At 67.4% G+C, this 15,595-nt stretch carries 16 protein-coding genes; 4 read left to right on the forward strand and 12 right to left on the reverse strand.

Annotated elements, in window-relative coordinates:
• Positions 1–2: 2 nt before the first annotated feature.
• Genes phnK through phnG form a run of 5 tightly spaced genes read right to left on the reverse strand, consistent with a single transcriptional unit; the run spans position 3 to position 3,823 of the window.
• A complete protein-coding gene (phnK, locus tag AC07CM_RS45455) occupies positions 3–782 on the reverse strand; it encodes a phosphonate C-P lyase system protein PhnK (protein ID WP_478882437.1) in 780 nt (259 codons plus the stop codon).
• Positions 779–1,642 carry an alpha-D-ribose 1-methylphosphonate 5-phosphate C-P-lyase PhnJ gene (locus tag AC07CM_RS45460; RefSeq protein WP_478882438.1) on the reverse strand — a complete coding sequence of 288 codons (864 nt, stop codon included), beginning with the start codon at positions 1,640–1,642 and terminating at the stop codon, positions 779–781. Before AC07CM_RS45460 ends, phnK begins: the two co-directional genes overlap by 4 nt.
• Positions 1,639–2,724 carry a carbon-phosphorus lyase complex subunit gene (locus tag AC07CM_RS45465; protein WP_478882439.1) on the reverse strand — a complete coding sequence of 362 codons (1,086 nt, stop codon included), beginning with the start codon at positions 2,722–2,724 and terminating at the stop codon, positions 1,639–1,641. Before AC07CM_RS45465 ends, AC07CM_RS45460 begins: the two co-directional genes overlap by 4 nt.
• Positions 2,724–3,353, reverse strand: coding sequence for a phosphonate C-P lyase system protein PhnH (gene phnH, locus AC07CM_RS45470; RefSeq protein ID WP_478882440.1), 630 nt, complete (start codon positions 3,351–3,353; stop codon positions 2,724–2,726). The genes AC07CM_RS45465 and phnH overlap by 1 nt, the downstream gene beginning before the upstream one ends.
• Positions 3,350–3,823: a phosphonate C-P lyase system protein PhnG gene (phnG, locus tag AC07CM_RS45475; protein WP_478882441.1), complete on the reverse strand. Its 474-nt coding sequence runs from the start codon at positions 3,821–3,823 to the stop codon at positions 3,350–3,352. The genes phnH and phnG overlap by 4 nt, the downstream gene beginning before the upstream one ends.
• A 157-nt stretch (positions 3,824–3,980) precedes the next feature.
• On the opposite strand from phnG, the gene phnF reads away from it, so the two are divergent.
• The gene (phnF, locus tag AC07CM_RS45480; protein WP_478882442.1) at positions 3,981–4,736 is read left to right on the forward strand and encodes a phosphonate metabolism transcriptional regulator PhnF; all 756 of its coding nucleotides are present in this window, start codon (positions 3,981–3,983) and stop codon (positions 4,734–4,736) included.
• A 75-nt stretch (positions 4,737–4,811) separates the two neighbouring features.
• A complete protein-coding gene (locus tag AC07CM_RS45485; RefSeq protein WP_478882443.1) occupies positions 4,812–5,672 on the forward strand; it encodes an endonuclease/exonuclease/phosphatase family protein in 861 nt (286 codons plus the stop codon).
• A 124-nt stretch (positions 5,673–5,796) separates the two neighbouring features.
• Here AC07CM_RS45485 and AC07CM_RS45490 read toward each other — a convergent pair whose 3' ends face one another.
• From AC07CM_RS45490 to AC07CM_RS45515, 6 genes are all read right to left on the reverse strand, one after another.
• Complete coding sequence (locus tag AC07CM_RS45490; protein WP_478882444.1) at positions 5,797–6,675, reverse strand: MurR/RpiR family transcriptional regulator; 879 nt, start codon at positions 6,673–6,675, stop codon at positions 5,797–5,799.
• Between the two features lie 83 nt (positions 6,676–6,758).
• Positions 6,759–8,429: an ATP-binding cassette domain-containing protein gene (locus tag AC07CM_RS45495; RefSeq protein WP_478882445.1), complete on the reverse strand. Its 1,671-nt coding sequence runs from the start codon at positions 8,427–8,429 to the stop codon at positions 6,759–6,761.
• Positions 8,426–9,319 carry an ABC transporter permease gene (locus AC07CM_RS45500; RefSeq protein ID WP_478882446.1) on the reverse strand — a complete coding sequence of 298 codons (894 nt, stop codon included), beginning with the start codon at positions 9,317–9,319 and terminating at the stop codon, positions 8,426–8,428. The genes AC07CM_RS45495 and AC07CM_RS45500 overlap by 4 nt, the downstream gene beginning before the upstream one ends.
• Positions 9,316–10,317: an ABC transporter permease gene (locus AC07CM_RS45505; RefSeq protein WP_478882447.1), complete on the reverse strand. Its 1,002-nt coding sequence runs from the start codon at positions 10,315–10,317 to the stop codon at positions 9,316–9,318. The genes AC07CM_RS45500 and AC07CM_RS45505 overlap by 4 nt, the downstream gene beginning before the upstream one ends.
• Before the next feature lie 82 nt (positions 10,318–10,399).
• The gene (locus AC07CM_RS45510; RefSeq protein ID WP_478882448.1) at positions 10,400–11,980 is read right to left on the reverse strand and encodes an ABC transporter substrate-binding protein; all 1,581 of its coding nucleotides are present in this window, start codon (positions 11,978–11,980) and stop codon (positions 10,400–10,402) included.
• Positions 11,981–12,023: 43 nt separating this feature from the next.
• The gene (locus AC07CM_RS45515) at positions 12,024–12,824 is read right to left on the reverse strand and encodes a YmdB family metallophosphoesterase (protein WP_478882449.1); all 801 of its coding nucleotides are present in this window, start codon (positions 12,822–12,824) and stop codon (positions 12,024–12,026) included.
• A 402-nt stretch (positions 12,825–13,226) separates the two neighbouring features.
• Here AC07CM_RS45515 and AC07CM_RS45520 point away from each other — a divergent pair, with 402 nt between their 5' ends.
• Positions 13,227–14,429, forward strand: coding sequence for a zinc ribbon domain-containing protein (locus AC07CM_RS45520; RefSeq protein ID WP_478882450.1), 1,203 nt, complete (start codon positions 13,227–13,229; stop codon positions 14,427–14,429).
• Between the two features lie 31 nt (positions 14,430–14,460).
• Here the strand turns inward: AC07CM_RS45520 and AC07CM_RS45525 are convergent, their stop codons facing one another.
• Positions 14,461–14,787: a hypothetical protein gene (locus tag AC07CM_RS45525; RefSeq protein ID WP_478882451.1), complete on the reverse strand. Its 327-nt coding sequence runs from the start codon at positions 14,785–14,787 to the stop codon at positions 14,461–14,463.
• A gap of 149 nt (positions 14,788–14,936) precedes the next feature.
• On the opposite strand from AC07CM_RS45525, the gene AC07CM_RS45530 reads away from it, so the two are divergent.
• On the forward strand, positions 14,937–15,595 hold a 659-nt coding region (locus AC07CM_RS45530; RefSeq protein ID WP_478882452.1), incomplete at its 3' end, for an IS630 family transposase.

The following is a 15,595-nucleotide window of genomic DNA, read 5'->3' on the forward strand; positions in this document are numbered from 1 at the left end:
GGTCACCCTTGCAGAATTGAGGAGACGAGCAGCTGCGTGTATGGGGCTTGCGGGTCGTCCAGGACTCGGTCGGTCAGACCGGACTCGATGACCCGGCCGTCCTTCATCACAAGGGTTCGATGAGAGATCAGGCGGGCGACGGCGAGGTCGTGCGTGACGATGATGACGGCCAGTCCCAGGTCGCTGACGATCGAGCGGATGAGGTCGAGCAGGCGTGCCTGTACGGATACATCCAGGCCGCTGGTGGGCTCGTCCATGAACACCAGGCGGGGTGAGACGACGAGGTTTCTGGCGATCTGTAGCCGTTGTCGCATGCCTCCGGAGAAGGCGGCGGGGGTGTCGTCGACCCGGTCCCGGGGGATCTCGACGCGTTCGAGCCAGTCGGTGGCTTCCGTGCGGATGCGCCCGTAGTGGCGCCACCCGTTGGCCATCAGCGGTTCACCGACGTTGCCGCCGGCGCTGACGTGCATGCGGAGCCCGTCCGCCGGGTTCTGGTGCACGAAGCCCCACTCGCTGCGCCAGAGGTGGCGCACGGCGCTTTCGCTGAGCTCCGCGAGGTTGGCGACTTCACCGTTGGCGAGCCGGTAGCGGATGCTGCCCTCGCTGGTGTCGAGGCGCTGCGAGAGTGTACCGAGCAAGGTGGACTTGCCGGACCCGGATTCGCCGACGACCGCGAGCACCTCGCCCGGCCACAGGTCGAAGTCGACGCCGCGGCAGCCGAACCGGTCGCCGTATCGATGGCCGACATTTCGCACCTCCAGGAGCGGACCCTCGATGCTCATGCGGTCGCCTCTTCCTTGTCGGCGCGAGCGGCCGTCCGCTCGCAATGATCGGTGTCGGAGCAGGCGTACATGGCGCCGCCGTCGTTGTCGGTGATGATCTGGTCCAGATACACGCCGGTGGACCCACAGATCGCGCACGGCTGGTCGAAGGTCTGCGGTTGGAACGGATAGTCCTCGAACCCGAGGCTTTCGACGTCGGTGTGCGGCGGGATGGCATAGATGCGCTTCTCACGGCCGGCGCCAAAGATGTGCAGCGCCTGGCTCTGGTGCAGCTTCGGGTTGTCGAAGCTCGGCATCGGCGACGGTGCCATCAGGTACCGGTGGTTCACCAGCACCGGGTAGTCGTAGGTCTTGGCGATGTGCCCGAACTTGGCGATGTCCTCGTACAGCTTGACGTACATCAGCCCGTACTCGTTGAGTGCGTGCATGCGCCGGGTTTCGGTCTCGCGGGCCTCGAGGAATCGCAGCGGCTCCGGGATGGGCACCTGGTAGACCATGATCTGCCCTTCGCTGAGGGGCGTCTCGGGGATGCGGTGCCGGGTTTGGATGATCGTCGCGTCCTGGGTGCGGGTGGTGGTCGGTACGCCCGCCACCAGGTTGAAGAAGGAACGGATCGATACTGCGTTCGTGGTGTCGTCGGCGCCCTGGTCGATCACCTTGAGCACGTCACCGGAGCCGATGATCGCTGCGGTGAGCTGCACGCCGCCGGTGCCCCAGCCCCGGGGCAGCGGTACCTCGCGGGAGGCGAAGGGGACCTGGAATCCGGGGATCGCGACGGCCTTGAGCAGGACCCTTCGGATCATCCGCTTGGTCTGTTCGTCGAGGTAGCCGATGTTGTATTCGATCTGCTGGGCGCTCACGCGTTCGTCTCCTGCTTGCTTCCGGCGTTGTCGTGGAAGTCGCGTTGCAGCTTCCGGATGAGGTGCAGCTCGGCCTGGAAGTCGACGTAGTGCGGGAGCTTGAGGTGTTCCACGAAGCCCGCGGCCTGCACGTTGTCGGCGTGGCTGAGCACGAACTCCTCGTCCTGCGCCGGGGCGACGACCCGTTCCTGGAACTCGTCCGCTCGCAGGGAACGGTCGACCAGCGACATGGACATCGCCTTGCGTTCTCCGCGCCCGAACACAAGTCCGTAGCCGCGGGTGAACTGAGCGGGGGTGTCCGCGTTACCGGTGAACTGGTTGATCATCTGACATTCGGTGACTTCGATCCGCCCGAGCGGCACCGGGAAACCGAGCTCCGGTGCGTCGAACTCGACCTCGACCTCTCCGACGCGGATTTCACCGGCGAACGGGTGCGTGTTCGCATACCCGCGCTGGGTGGAGTACCCGAGGGCGAGCAGGAACCCTTCGTCGCCGCGCGCCAGTGCCTGGAGCCGCTCCGCCCGGGTCATCGGGAACACGGTAGGTTCGCGCGTCAGGTCGGCCGGTTCCGGGTCTGTCCAGTGAGCGGCACGGTCCGGCTCGAGAAGAGCCTCCGAGCCGAGCAAGTCGGACACGCGCGGCATGGGCACGGCGTCGACGTCGACGTCGGTGGGGCCGTCGCCGGTGGAGTCGGCGAACAGCCGGTGCGTGTAGTCGAACGTGGCACCGAGTTGCTGTCCGCCGGGGATGTCCTTGAACGTCGCGGACACGCGGCGCTGGGGGGCGAGCCCGGCGGTGTCGATCGGTTCGGAGTAGCCGAACCGCGGCAGCGTCGTCCGGTAGGAACGCACCAGCGTGATCGCTTCGAGTAGGTCGCCCTGGCTCTGCAGGATTGCTCGCGCTGCGAGGTTCGGGTCGTAGAGCGACCCTTCGGTCATCACGCGGGACACCAGGACCGGGAGCTGGCCGGCGACGGCGTCCTGGCTGATCCCTGGGATGCTGGGATCACCGCGACCTTCCTTGGCGAGCAGCGCGTGCGCGTTCGCGATCGCCTTCTCTCCGCCCTTGACTGCGACGTACATCAGGCCTCCTGACCCTGATCGGACACCGCGCGCAGATGCGTGGTGCGTGGGAGTGCGATGACGGAGTCGTGGCTGGCGACGAGCAGGTCGACGCCGCGAGGGAACAGCGCGCCGTTGCGGGTCCACGCGGCCAGGAAGCCTTCAGGTGCCCAGGGGGCCTTGAGCTCGACCTGGCCGTCGATGCCGGGGCCCGTCGCGGTGAAGCGCGCCCCGGGGCCGGGGGTCCGCGTGTCGAGGATGATGGTGGCCGAATGGTGAGGCGCCTCATCGGTGCCGGGCGCGAGCGCATCGAGCGCCGGGAGTGTGCCCGGGGTGGCGACGACGAAGTTCGCGGACTCGGGCTCGTTCGTCACTCGCGCGCCGGTGTGGAACGCCAGGTATGAGGCCACGTCGGGATCTTCCGCCAGCGTGGGATGCAGCCACACCGACACTTCGTCGTCGAACAGGGTCAGCGCGATGGCCGCGAGGCCCGTGCCGAGCGCCTGCGGGGCCTGGGCTGGGCCGGTGATCCGGTACGAGTGGCCGGGGTGGGCGCACGCGTCGAGGATGGCGCGGAACACGCGCTGGCCTTGTATCGCCGGATCGGCGAACCCGGGCGCCGACGCAGTAGTGGTGGACGTGGTGTTCATTGGTTTTCCCTTGCGACCGTGAAGAAGTCGACCTTGGTGGTGCGCGCTTCGGCGTGTCGGGCGTCGTCGTGGGATTCCTGGCTGCGCTCCAGCGGAGTGACGACGTCGTTGAGTACCTGTGCGCGCAGCTGCTCGTCCGCCAGCAGGCCGTCGAACGCTGCCGCGAACCAGGCGTGCTCGGGGTCGGTCCCGAGTACGTAGGCACTGCCGACCGTGTCTGTGGCGAGGGGACCGCCGTGCAGTCGTACTGTGGCGCGGGTCACCGTCGCCTCACCGAGGTTGAAGCGGTCCCCGCCGGCGCCCACACGGCCGCGGACCATCACCAGCCCTGTTTCGGGGCCGCGGATCGCCTCGATCTCGGGCTTCGCTTCCCAAGCGCCCCAGGCGCTGGCGAGTTGACGGGGTGACGCCTGCGCAAGGGTTCGCATCCACCGCCTTCGCGTCGCGTCGGCCTCAGTCGGGCTCGTCACTCGAACCTCCAAATTTGTCTGGCTCTTTGGATGAATCGAACGTAGCTAGCCGTCACGAGAGTTGTCCACTTAGCTAGATGACTTTTCGATGCATGCGAGGTGAACTCGCGATCTGAGGGCTGCGAGGCCGCAGGCAGGCGGTAGGGTTCGGTGCACTATGCCTCGCGTCACACGTTCTGCCACCGGTTACTCGACGTGGCGCCTCATCGCAGACCAGCTCCGCAGCGAAATCGCCGACGGCTCGTTCCCGCCCGAAGCGAAACTGCCGACCGAGGGTGTGCTCGCCGACCGATTCGGCGTGCACCGCAACACCGTGCGCCAGGCCGTCGCCGCTCTCGCCACCGAAGGCCTCGTGGCGACGCGCCAGGGCAGCGGCACGTTCGTCGTCCCGCACACACTCCTGGTGCACCGGATCAGTCTGCGCACGCGCCTCAGCGACAGCATCGGCCAGGCGGACACAGCGTCACACCGCCCTATAGCCGCGGAAATCATGGCAAACCCACCGCACGAAGTGGCCACCCGTCTGCGGCTCGACGGACGGCCGGCGCTGCAGGTCGAGACAGTCGCCGACGTGAACGGGACCACGGTCGCGCGGTCGACCTCCTGGTTCGACGTCGCCCTGACACCGGACCTCGACATCCATCTGCGTCAGACTCGATCCATCACCAAGGCGCTTCGCGCAGTCGGCATCGACGACTACGTCCGCACCTGGAGCGCGGTCAGCTCCCGCATCGCGAACGGCACCGAAGCCGAGGACATGAACCTTCCGCCCGGATCGATCGTCCTGGTCGTGCGGTCTGTCAACACGCTTGTCGACCGCACGCCGCTGCAGTACACGAACTCGCGCTTCCGCGCCGATCGCGTGGAGCTCGACATCGATTTCGACGGGCTCAACGACCCTGGCAGGCACTGACGAAGCTGCTGAGGTTACTTCCGACGTTCGTTTGCGGGTGGAAGATTGTTCATCGAAGGGTTCTACGGTCACGGCATGCTGAAGAAAATGAACCTCCGCGTGCTCTCCCTCAACATCTGGTCGGACCCACGAGACCGTGAAAAGCGGGACTCTCTCCTGCTGGCGGGCCTGCGCACCTTCGACGCCGACATCGTGTTCCTCCAGGAGGTACTGCGCGCCCCGGAGCGTGACGCGTTCAAGCTCGTGTCTGACAACTCACCCCTGCATTGGCACCACGCCTCCGACTACACCGAGGTGGACTGGCCCGCATGGGGCACCGCCGTCGGTACCCGCTGGGCACCGAAGAGCATCGACGTGCACCGGCTCCCGGCTGAGGATGGCCCGTACGTGTGGGAGGCGGTCCTGCCTCTCCCGATCGGCGTGGACATGCTCTTCCTCGGCGCCCGACCGAGCTTCAAGTTCACCCGCGAGGCCGCCCGCGTCGAACAGGCGCTGTTCATCACCGAACTCGAGGAGAAGCGACGCCAGGCGGCGCCGACGATCCTCGCCGGCGACTTTGACGCAGCCCCCGATCAGGACTGCATCCGCTTCTACACCGGCAAGTCCGCGATCAACGGCCGCAGCGCGGCGTTCCGCGACAGTTGGGCGATCGCCGGGGACGGCACCCCCGGATACACCTGGACAACCGACTGCCCGTGGGTGGCACGCAGCGTCGTCGATGCGCAGGGCATCGTCCCGAACTACTGGGTGCAGGAGCCGCACCACCGCCGCATCGACTACGTATTCGCCGGCTCGACGGAGAACCACCTCGAGGTGGAGAGCGTGATCAACGACAGCAAGATCGTGTTCAACGAATACCCGACCGCCAGCGACCACTACGGCCTGCTCACCGAATTCGAGTTCAACGCGCTCGACAAGCCCACCGCGTGGGCGTAGACGTCAACGTCGACCACGGCGCGGTCCTTATCCCCTGGGCCGCGCCGTTTCGTTGCGTCTCGGCGCGCGGCGCCGACGCACACGCTCCCGCTCCCGGCACCGGCCGGGCAGCGGGAGCGGGCGGTCAGATTCGGTGCGTCTCTTCGGCGCGCGCGGACAAAGCCGCGCCGCGCAGGGTGCGTTCGGCGTTCTCCGCGGTCACCGCGGAGTAGAGCGCGTCCAGGACCGCGAGATGGATGAACCGGCTCATCATCGCCTCGATCTGGAACCGGGTCTCGCCGGAACCGGCGACGAGGGTCACCGATGAGGCCGCGACCAGCGGTGAGCGGTAAAAGCTCGTCACCGAGACGACCGTTGCGCCGGCATCACGGGCCGCTTCCGCTGCAGTCACCGTCTCGCGGGTTCTGCCGGTGTGGCTGATCGCCAGGCACACGTCACCGCTGGTGAGCATCGACGCGGAGATGTGCTGCGAGATCGGGTCCGTGGGATTCTCGATCGGCAGGCCGACGCTGCGGAACCGCAGTGCGGTGTCCATCGCCAGCGGCGCGGACGGGCCGGTTGAGACGAGCACGATCCGCTGCGCGGCGTCGAGTGCGTGGACCGCGCGTTCGAACTCCTGTATGTCGATGCTCGATTGGGCCGCCGCGATCGACCGGGACGTGGACTGGAACACCGACGCGATGATCGAGCTCGGTGTTCCGTCCTGTGCCTCGTCGTGATAATCAGCGTCGGCTGGCGCCTCCGACGCGAGTTGCAGCTTGAACTCGTGGAATCCCTTCAGCCCCAGGTCCTTGCAGAACCGCACTACGCTGCCCACAGAGCTGCGGGACACCGTGGCAAGGTCGCTGACCGTCATGCGGACGACACCTGCGGGGTTCGTCAGAACGACGGTAGCGACGGCTGATTGGGTGGGTGACATCGACGGCAGGAGCGCCCGTATCCGTGCGATGAGGGTGCCGCGGTCGTGGCTCGAGTGCGGCGCCAGTGTCAGGTCAGCGGACATGGTCTTATCCAAGCATTGTCGGCACTGGACACGCGATCGCGCCGCGATCGGTCCAGTTCGGTTCACGGCTTCACGTTCGTCGGTTACACCGTGCGTGTCCCGGTTCGCTGGTGTGCGTCCAGGTTGGGTGCCGCGTTCGGGGCGAGCCAGGGATTGGCGGACACCAATTGCCGGGTGTAGGGATGTTTGGGCTGGAAGAGGATTTGGTCGGTCGGACCGGACTCGACGATGCGCCCCTGTTCCATCACCACGATGGTGTCGGAGAGATGGGAGATCACCGCCAGGTCGTGCGAAATGACGACGAGGCCGAGTGGACGCTGCGTGGTCAGCTTGAGCAGCAGGTTCACGATCCCCGCCTGCACGGACAGGTCCAGGGCCGACGTCGGTTCGTCGGCGACGAGGATGGACGGATTGGCAGCCAGGGCGCGTGCGATCGAGACGCGCTGGCATTGCCCGCCGCTGAGGCGGCCTGGTCGCCGGTGCACGAGGTCGCCGATGAGGCCGACCGCCTCGAGCAGCTCGAGGGCGCGCTCGTGCGCTGCCCGCCGCGGCAGCCTCTGCACGGTCCGGCATGCTTCCTCGACGGTCGCGAGCGCGGTCTGTGTTTCGGTGAGGGACGCGAAGGGGTCCTGCAGGATCAGCTGCACCTCGTGCCGTTCCGGCTGCCGGCTGCCGAAGCGACGCCACGGCTTGCCGTCAACGGTCACCTGGTTTGAGGGGAGGACGCCGGTGAGCAGCCGGGCGAGTGTGGACTTCCCGCTGCCGGACTCGCCGACGATCCCGAGGCGCTCGCCGGCCCGGACGCGGAGGGAGATGTCGTCAAGGATCTGCCGGTCGTTGTAGGAGAAGTTCAGCCGACGAGCTTCGATCGTCGACGCCTTCCCGGTCGGCACCGCTCGGGCCGGGACCGGTTCGTACGCGCTGTCGGTGGCGGCCTGCGAGGCGTCTCCTGAGCGGTGCGCCAGGAGGTAGTGCCCGCGTGGCGTGCGTTCTGGAAGGGCACTGACGAGCATCTGCGTGTAGGGATGCCGCGGGTTCTCGAGCACCTCGGCGGTGCGGCCGGTCTCGACCACCCGCCCCTGGTTCATGACCACGATGCGATTGGTGGCGGACGCGATCGCGTTGATGTCGTGTGAGATGAGCACGAGTCCGAGCTGGCGCTCGAGCCGTAGCTCGGTGAAGAGGTTCAGGACGCTGGAGCGGACGGATGCGTCCAGGGCGGTGGTCGGCTCGTCGGCGAGGAGCAGGCGTGGTTCGGATGCGAGCGCGAGCGCGATCATCACTCGCTGCCGCATTCCCCCGGAGAGTTCGTGGGGTCGCGAGCGCAGCAGGGTTTCGGTCGGGGTGAGTCGCACGGCCTCGAGCGCGTGGTGGACATCGTCGTCGGTCGCTCGGGTGCGCCGGGTCAGCTGCAGGGCTTCGTGTACTTGACTGCCGATTCGCTGCAGTGGGTCGAGGCTCGACATGCTCGCCTGGGGCACCATCGACACGATTCCGCGGAGGGTGCGTTGTCGGCTCCGCAGGGACTCGTGGGTCACGTCGCGGCCGTCGATGTGGATGGCGCCGGACTCGATTCGGCCGCCGATCGAGGGCAGCAGTCCCGTGATGGCGCGCAGGGTCATGGTCTTTCCGGAGCCGGTCTCACCGATGATGCCGAGCGCCTCGCCGCTGTCGAGTGCGAGGGACACGTCGGTGAGCACCTTCGTCTGTGCGATGGTGACGTTGATGTCGCGGACGTCGAGCAGAGCGGTCATCGGGAGTTCCTTCCGCCGGCGGAGTCGGCCATGAGGGCGAAGCCGACGCCGAGCGCGAGCACGACAAGGCCGGGAATGATCGGCGCCCAACAGGCGATCGGCAGCAGGGCGATGTTGTCGGCCATCATCTGGCCGAGTTCGGGTGTTGGCGGGGCGATGCCGACGCCGAGGAACGCGAGGGATCCGACCAGTGCGGTCGTCGCGACTGCCTGCGTTGCGGCGTAGGAGAGGTTCATCGATATCAGCGCCGGACCGATGTGGCGGAACAGGATGCGCATGGGGCCGTATCCGAGGACGCGGGCGGCGACGATGGAGTCCCGCTCGCGCAGCAGGATGGCGCGGGACATGGTCAGCCGGGTGTATGGGGGCCAGCACGCGATCACGATGGCGATGCTGATCGCGGCGGCGCCGCGCGGCAGGCCGGGTATCAGTTCACGGTTGCCGAGCGTTGCGGCGAGCCCGATCACGAGCACGATGTACGGGAATGCCATCGTCGCGTCGGTGATCCTGCTGATCACGGCGCGGCCTATGGCTGGAAGGTAGGCGGCGATCAGGCCGAGGAGTGCCCCGCCGAATGCTGCGGCGGTGATGCTGGCGATGATGAGCCCGAGGTCGATCCGGCCGGCCTCGAAGGTGCGGACGAAGATGTCCCGGCCGAGCTGATCGGTTCCGAACAGGTGTTGGGCACTGGGTGGAGCGAGCGGCGTTGAGGCGATGTCGGAGGACGACACCGGGCTGAGCATCGGAACGAGGATGAACGCCAAGGCGAGGACCAGGACGATGGTCAGCCCGACCAGCCGCTCCGCGGGGATGTTCAGGGTGCGACGGCGACGGGAGGAAGCGGGCTGGGGGGGCGCCGTCGCGTTGGGCGGCTCGACGACGGCGGTCACCGGGCGGTCCTCGGGTCGATCACGCGCGTGGCGATCTCGGTGACCAGGTTGAGCACCACGACGACTGCGCCGGTGAGGAGGACGATGCCCTGGATGACGGGAAAGTCCAGCGATCCGACTGCGGTCGTCATCGTCCGTCCAATACCCGGGAGTCCGTACACGATTTCGACGATGACCGCGCCGCTGATCAGGTAGCTCAGGCTGACACCGATGATGGCCAGCACCGGACCGGCGCAGTTCGGGGCGACGTGGCGGAGCATGAGCCGTGCCCGCGACATGCCGCGCGCCGCGGCGGACTCGGCGAAGGGTTCGTGCAGCACCTCGCCGGCGCGTTCGCGCACCGCTCGGAGGATGATCGGGGTCAACCAGAACGACACGGTCACCGCGGGCAGGATGAGGTACTGGAAGTTGTCGGGGTAGCCGCTGCCCCATCCCCCTGCGGGGAACAGCCCTCCGCCGAGGGCGACCGTGAGGATGAGCACGAGACCGATCAGCGCGCCCGGTGCTGCGAGTCCGAGCAGCGAGAGCACGCGGATGATGTTGTCGAACACTGGCCAGTTGCCGCCCGCGGCGAGCAGTCCGACTCCGATGCCGACGATGCAGGAGATCAGCAGCGTCACGCCGACGAGAGCGAACGTGACGCCGGCACCGTTCATGACGACGCTCGCGACGGTGTTGGCCGGGTGTTGGAAGGAGTTGCCGAGGTCGCCGTGGAGGAGACCGGTTGAGTAGTCGTAGAACTGCGCCAGGAGCGGCTTGTCGAGTCCGAGTTCGGTGCGGAGCGCCGCGATCCGCTCCGGGCTTGCGCCGGTGTTGCCTCCGATCAGGACGACGGCGGGGTCGCCGAGCAGCGTCCGGATGAGGAAGAACGTGATGACCATTACGAGCAGTGTGACGATGATCGCCTGCACGAACGGACTTCCGATTGCGGCCAGGCGCTTGCCTGCGCGGCTTCCGGTCCGGCGGGCCGCCGGATCGGGCAAGACTGCTTGGGACATCGTGCAGTGCTTTCTCTCGGGAACGGTGTGAGCCGTGCGGAAGGGAGAGCCAGGGGCCCGCGATGCGGGCCCCTGGGGCGGGTTACGGCAGGACCAGGTACGAAGCGCCGACGCTGTAGATGTCGTGGCTCGGATACCGGGAGGCACCCACGTAGCTCAGAGTCGTCAGCGGGATCGACGGAAGTTCCTTCGAGTACTCTGCGTTGATCTTCTTGACCAAACCGGGTGCCTCGGTGGAGGAGGCGGTCTTGAGGTGGTCCGACAGCGCCTTCAGCTCCGGCATGTCCGGCTTCGTCGGCAGCGTTCCCCAGAAGTTGGCGTTGTTGCCCGAGGTCGGGTCGCCGTAGATGTAGCCACCGAGGTAGGTCTGGGTGTTCTCGTAGTAACCGATCCAGCGCGTGAACAGACCCCAGTTGCCCTGCTTGAGACGGTCGCCGACCTGAGTGAACGTCGTGTTCTCGATCTTGAGCTGGATCCCGATGGCCTTGAGCTGTTCCTGCACGACCTGCGCGACGAGCGGCACCTGCCAGGCGGAGTCGGTGACGGTGACGAGCGGGATGGTGCATCCGTTCTCGCACTTGGTGCCCTTGAGCTTCGCCTTCGCCGCAGCGATGTCTTGCTTGGTGGCCTTCACATTCGGCGAGTCGTTGTCCTGGTTCCACGGGATGCCGTAAAGCGGCAGCCCCACGGTCTCGCCGCCGAGCGCCGAAGCCACGATCTGCTTACGGTCGACGGCAAGCGAGATCGCCTGGCGGACGCGCTCATCACCGGCGATGGGATCGTCGAAGTTGACCGACAGCGCCATCTGGCCGCCGTTCCACTTCGCCGTATCGAGCGTGAGCGGGCTCGTCACCTGCGACAGCAGGTTCCCCGGGAGGTTGTCGGCGTAGTCGACCTGCCCGCTCTTGAGCTGTGCGAGACGTGTCGCGGCGTCAGTGATGGCTACGAACTTGACCTTCTTCACCTTGCGCGGCGTGGTGTCGTAATACTCGTTGTTCGCCGAAAGAGTGAACTTGCCGTTGGTCGTGTCGAGGGTGTCGAACTTGAACCGGCCGGCCGAGATCGGGTGCTTCCAGAAGCCATCACCCTTGGCGATGCCCGACGCCGGAAGGATGATCATTTCCGGCGTCGAGAGAGCGGCCGGCATGCCCGGATAGGGACGGCTCATCGCGAGCGACACCGTGTCGTCGTCGGGCGCGGTGACCTTCTTGATGCTGCCCATGGCGGGGCCGATCCAGTTGTCACCGGCGACGTTCGGCGTCGACCGGATCCGCCCGAGTGACGCAACGACGTCCTTGGAGGTCAGGGCGGATCCGTCGGAGAACTTCAGCCCAGAACGCAGCCTGATCGTCCACGTCAGCCCATCGGAAGAGGCGGTGACCGACTTGGCGAGCTGCGGGGTGCCGCTGTCCTTGCCGTCGGCGTAGTTCGTGAGGTAGCCGCCCCACAGGTAGGTCAACTGCGTTGTCTCGTAGGACGCTGAGCTCATCGGGTCCAGTGACTGCGGGATCGCGTGGTCCGCGATCGTGACCTCATCGCTCAAGGTGTTCGACGCGCTCGACGGCGACGAGCACGCGTTGAGGGTCAACATGGCGGCTGCCGCAGTGGCGGCGGCGACCGAAAATCGCCGCCGCGATCTGGGCATGCGGGAGATGGACATCATGGCTGCTTCCTGCCAAAGGGTTTGAGGAGGTGAGGGAGACGGATCAGTCGGCGTCGATGCGGACCACCGACGTGGTGCGCCCGTCGGCGATGTCGAAGATCGCCGCGCCCAGGGTGAAGTCGCCGGTAGCGAGCTGGAAAGGCGGCAGCGAGGAGGTGTCCTCACCGCGCAACTCCTTGACGAAGTGGACCGGGTCGAACCCGAACCCGCTGAAGCCCAACCGGCCGACCATGCCGAGTTCTGAGACCAAGCCGGTACCGCCGGGCAGCAGGTGCGTGTGCTTCGTCCGGTCGTGGGTATGCGTCCCGACGACTGCGGCGACCTGCCCGTCGACGGCGCCGGAAAACCACGCCTTCTCCGCCGGCGAGCCGCTGTGCAGGTCAACCACGACCGTCCCCTGAAGCAGATCGCTCTCGACCAGTTCCGTCCACGCGTCCCACAGGTCGGTCGGCTTCGGGGCCAGGCACGCCTCGCCCACTGCGCCGGGGCTCAGCAGGTTCACGACCGTCAGCGTCTTGTCGCCCTCACCGATGGTCAAGACACCCTTTCCGCGCGTCTCAGACACGTTCAGAGGGCGGACTACCTGCGGATACGCGAACGACTCTGCGACCTCGGGACCGTCCCACGAGTGGTTCCCGCCGGTAATGACGTCGGCGCCACCGGCGATGAGGACGTCCAGTTCCTTTTGGGTGGTGCCGAATCCGTTGTGCGGCGACGGGCCAGTGACGGCCGCGTTTTCGGCGTTCACCACGATCCAGTCGAGCTCGTACTTGGCACGGAGTTCGGGCAGGCGGGCACCGAGCCACGCAGCCGCTTCGGGGCCGACAACGTCGCCCACGGTCATCACACGCATCTGGTTCATGGGCGCGACCGTAGAGCCGCGATGGAACGAAGTTCACTCCAGTTGCTGAACGAAGAATGAACCATCCACTGACTTTGCTCTGGAAGTTTCTTCACCGGCTCGCTGTGCCCTCCGCGAGCCCGGTACGAGGGCCGTCGACAGACTCGCCTTCGCCGGGGCCGCCGCGTCGACGCCACCACCACGACATATGAGTTCGAGGCGGTCCCCGGGAGAGGGTGGGAACCGGCCACCGTCGAACGATCCGACGACGGGCAACGGGTGCTGCTGCGATTACAGCTCCCCACTCGGCCCGACCCGCACAAGTACGCGGACTTCACGTGGGTGGCCTGCCCGATCACGTTGCCGCCCACGGTTCCGGCGAGCGCCGTGCTTCACCTGCCGACTGTGCGTATCGCGGGCGGGAGGGTGCGGGCCGATCTCGCCTACACCCACGCCGTGCCCAAGGCCCAGCGCAGCGGGCACACCGTTGCACTCGGCGTGGACTGGGGCCTGAACACGCTCCTCAGCGCGGGTGCGGCCCGGATACACGAGGGCGGCCAGATCACCGCCCTCGGGGCGGGCGCACAGTTCCGGGCTGCCGGCGTGCTCGCCAAGCAGTACCGGCTTCGGCGGCAGTCCGAGCGGCTGCACGCCAAGACCGACCACTACACCCGGCTCACCGATCCCGCCCTGGACGGCAAAGCCGCCACCCTGGCGGAAGAGATCCGGCGCGTCTCACAGCGCCGCTCGAACCTCAACGACGCCCTGGCCTGGGCTGCCGCCCGCTGGGCCGTGGACCAGGCCGTCGCTGCCCAGGCCACGGTTATCTATCTGGAAGACCTGCGGTCGATGGAGGCCGGGGGCATGGGCCGCACCCACAACACGCGCATGTCCCAGACGGTGCGTGGGCAGATCGCTGAACGCATGCGGCACCTCGCCGCCGAATGCGGGATCGCCGTGGTGACCGTGCCTGCGCGCAACACCTCCAAGCACTGCCCCCACTGCCTCACCCCCCTGCGGCACCGCAAGGCACCCGACCGGCCCACCACGCCGGGATGGAAGTGGGCCATCTGTCCCAACCGGGAGTGTGGTTGGCAGGGCGACCGCGACCAGGGCGCCTGGCAACGGATCGCCGCACGCGGCCTCACCCACCAGACCAAGACCGTCACCGACCGCGCCGGCGGCACCATGGCGATCCGCACCGTGGCGGACACGATGGAGACAAAGGCCGTCATCACCACCACCACGAACACCAGCCGGACCAACCGGTCGAAGACCGGTCCCACCCGGCCGCGAACCAACCGCCTCACGCCCAGGCGACGTGAGGTCCCCTCCCCAGCACGTCCTTCGGGCCGTGCCGGCCAGCGTCCGGAGGGACACGCACCAACGGACCGGACCCGGCTGCCCCGCGCAGCCCACCGGCACCAGGACGTGACCACGATCAGCACACCCACCACACGCCGACACCGGCCACACGGAGCAGCACTGGGCGCCGGATTCCACCTCCACGCCCACGCAGCCCCACCAAGATGGGCAGAACCCACACCGAACCCAACGGTCCGCATAGGATCGCTTAGTGGTCGGCTCCGGAAGTCCTTCGGGGGTTGACCCCGGAGCCGGTGCTGTGCGTGTCTCCTGGTCAGATGTCGAAGGCGGGGAGGTACAGTCCGCATGCGCAGTCGAGGGCCTCTTCGGGGGTGCCGGCGAAGCTGCCGGTGGGCAGGATGGTGTCCTCGTACTTGTCGCTGCTGGCGAGATAGAGGGCGAAACCCCAGGTGCTGGCGGAGCCGCCGTAACGCAGCCGCATCAGCTTGATGGTCTCGCCGTCGGGCAGTTCGCCGTCGATATAGGCGAACTGGCCGCGGTGGCGGATGTCCAGGTCGGCGAGTTGTGGCCAGGCGGTACGGGCGTGTGCGGTCAGCTTCTGGGCGAGGGAGGACTTCGTCGACTCCGGCACGGTGGGCATGGGGATCATCCTGCCTGGTAGTGGTGTCCGCAGGTGCGGCACGATCCGGTCGATAAGATCCACTTCTGCTGATCGGCCTGCCTGCTGTGCCCTTTGCCGCCGCCCGCCCGATATCGCTGACTGCTTCGCAACGACAGCGGCTGAAGAAGATGGCCCACGGCCACAAGACTCCCCACCAGGCCCGGATACGCGCTCACATCGTGCTCCACGCGGCACGCGGACGCTCCAACGCGCGTATCGCCCGCGAGACGGGCCTGCACGTGGACACGGTCCGCACCTGGCGGGACCGATTCGCCCAGCAGGGCATCGCGGGTCTGGTGGACCGCAAACGGTCCGGCCGCCCGCCCTCGTTCACCGCACTGCAGACAGCCCGGGTCAAGGCGCTGGCCTGCCAGCTGCCCGCCGAAACCGGCACGCCCCTCTCCCGCTGGTCGTGCCCGGAACTGGCCCGCGAAGCCGTCACACGCAACATCGCCGACTCCCTGTCGGCTTCCACCGTGCGCCGCTGGCTGCGGGAAGACGCAATCAAGCCCTGGCAGCATCGTTCCTGGATCTTCATCACCGACCCCTGCTTCCGGCCCAAGGCCCAACGCGTGCTGGATTTATACGCCCACACCTGGCAGGGCCGGCCGCTCGGCGAGGACGAGTACGTCATCAGCGCCGACGAGAAGACCTCCCTCCAGGCCCGCTGCCGCTGTCACCCGACCCTCGCACCCGGGCAGGCCCGCGCGATGCGCGTCAACCACACCTACGGCCGGGGCGGCGCCCTGGCCTACCTGGCCGCCTACGACGTCCACCGCGCGAAAGT

The sequence above is a fragment of the Streptomyces sp. NPDC044061 genome (assembly GCF_056434305.1).

Coding starts and splice junctions, on each gene's coding strand:
- phnK (WP_478882437.1), bottom strand. CDS start 782: ATGAGCATCGAGGGTCCGCTCCTGGAGGTGCGAAATGTCGGCCATCGA.
- AC07CM_RS45465 (WP_478882439.1), bottom strand. CDS start 2,724: ATGTACGTCGCAGTCAAGGGCGGAGAGAAGGCGATCGCGAACGCGCAC.
- phnH (WP_478882440.1), bottom strand. CDS start 3,353: ATGAACACCACGTCCACCACTACTGCGTCGGCGCCCGGGTTCGCCGAT.
- phnF (WP_478882442.1), top strand. CDS start 3,981: ATGCCTCGCGTCACACGTTCTGCCACCGGTTACTCGACGTGGCGCCTC.
- AC07CM_RS45485 (WP_478882443.1), top strand. CDS start 4,812: ATGCTGAAGAAAATGAACCTCCGCGTGCTCTCCCTCAACATCTGGTCG.
- AC07CM_RS45490 (WP_478882444.1), bottom strand. CDS start 6,675: ATGTCCGCTGACCTGACACTGGCGCCGCACTCGAGCCACGACCGCGGC.
- AC07CM_RS45495 (WP_478882445.1), bottom strand. CDS start 8,429: ATGACCGCTCTGCTCGACGTCCGCGACATCAACGTCACCATCGCACAG.
- AC07CM_RS45505 (WP_478882447.1), bottom strand. CDS start 10,317: ATGTCCCAAGCAGTCTTGCCCGATCCGGCGGCCCGCCGGACCGGAAGC.
- AC07CM_RS45510 (WP_478882448.1), bottom strand. CDS start 11,980: ATGATGTCCATCTCCCGCATGCCCAGATCGCGGCGGCGATTTTCGGTC.
- AC07CM_RS45515 (WP_478882449.1), bottom strand. CDS start 12,824: ATGACCGTGGGCGACGTTGTCGGCCCCGAAGCGGCTGCGTGGCTCGGT.
- AC07CM_RS45525 (WP_478882451.1), bottom strand. CDS start 14,787: ATGCCCACCGTGCCGGAGTCGACGAAGTCCTCCCTCGCCCAGAAGCTG.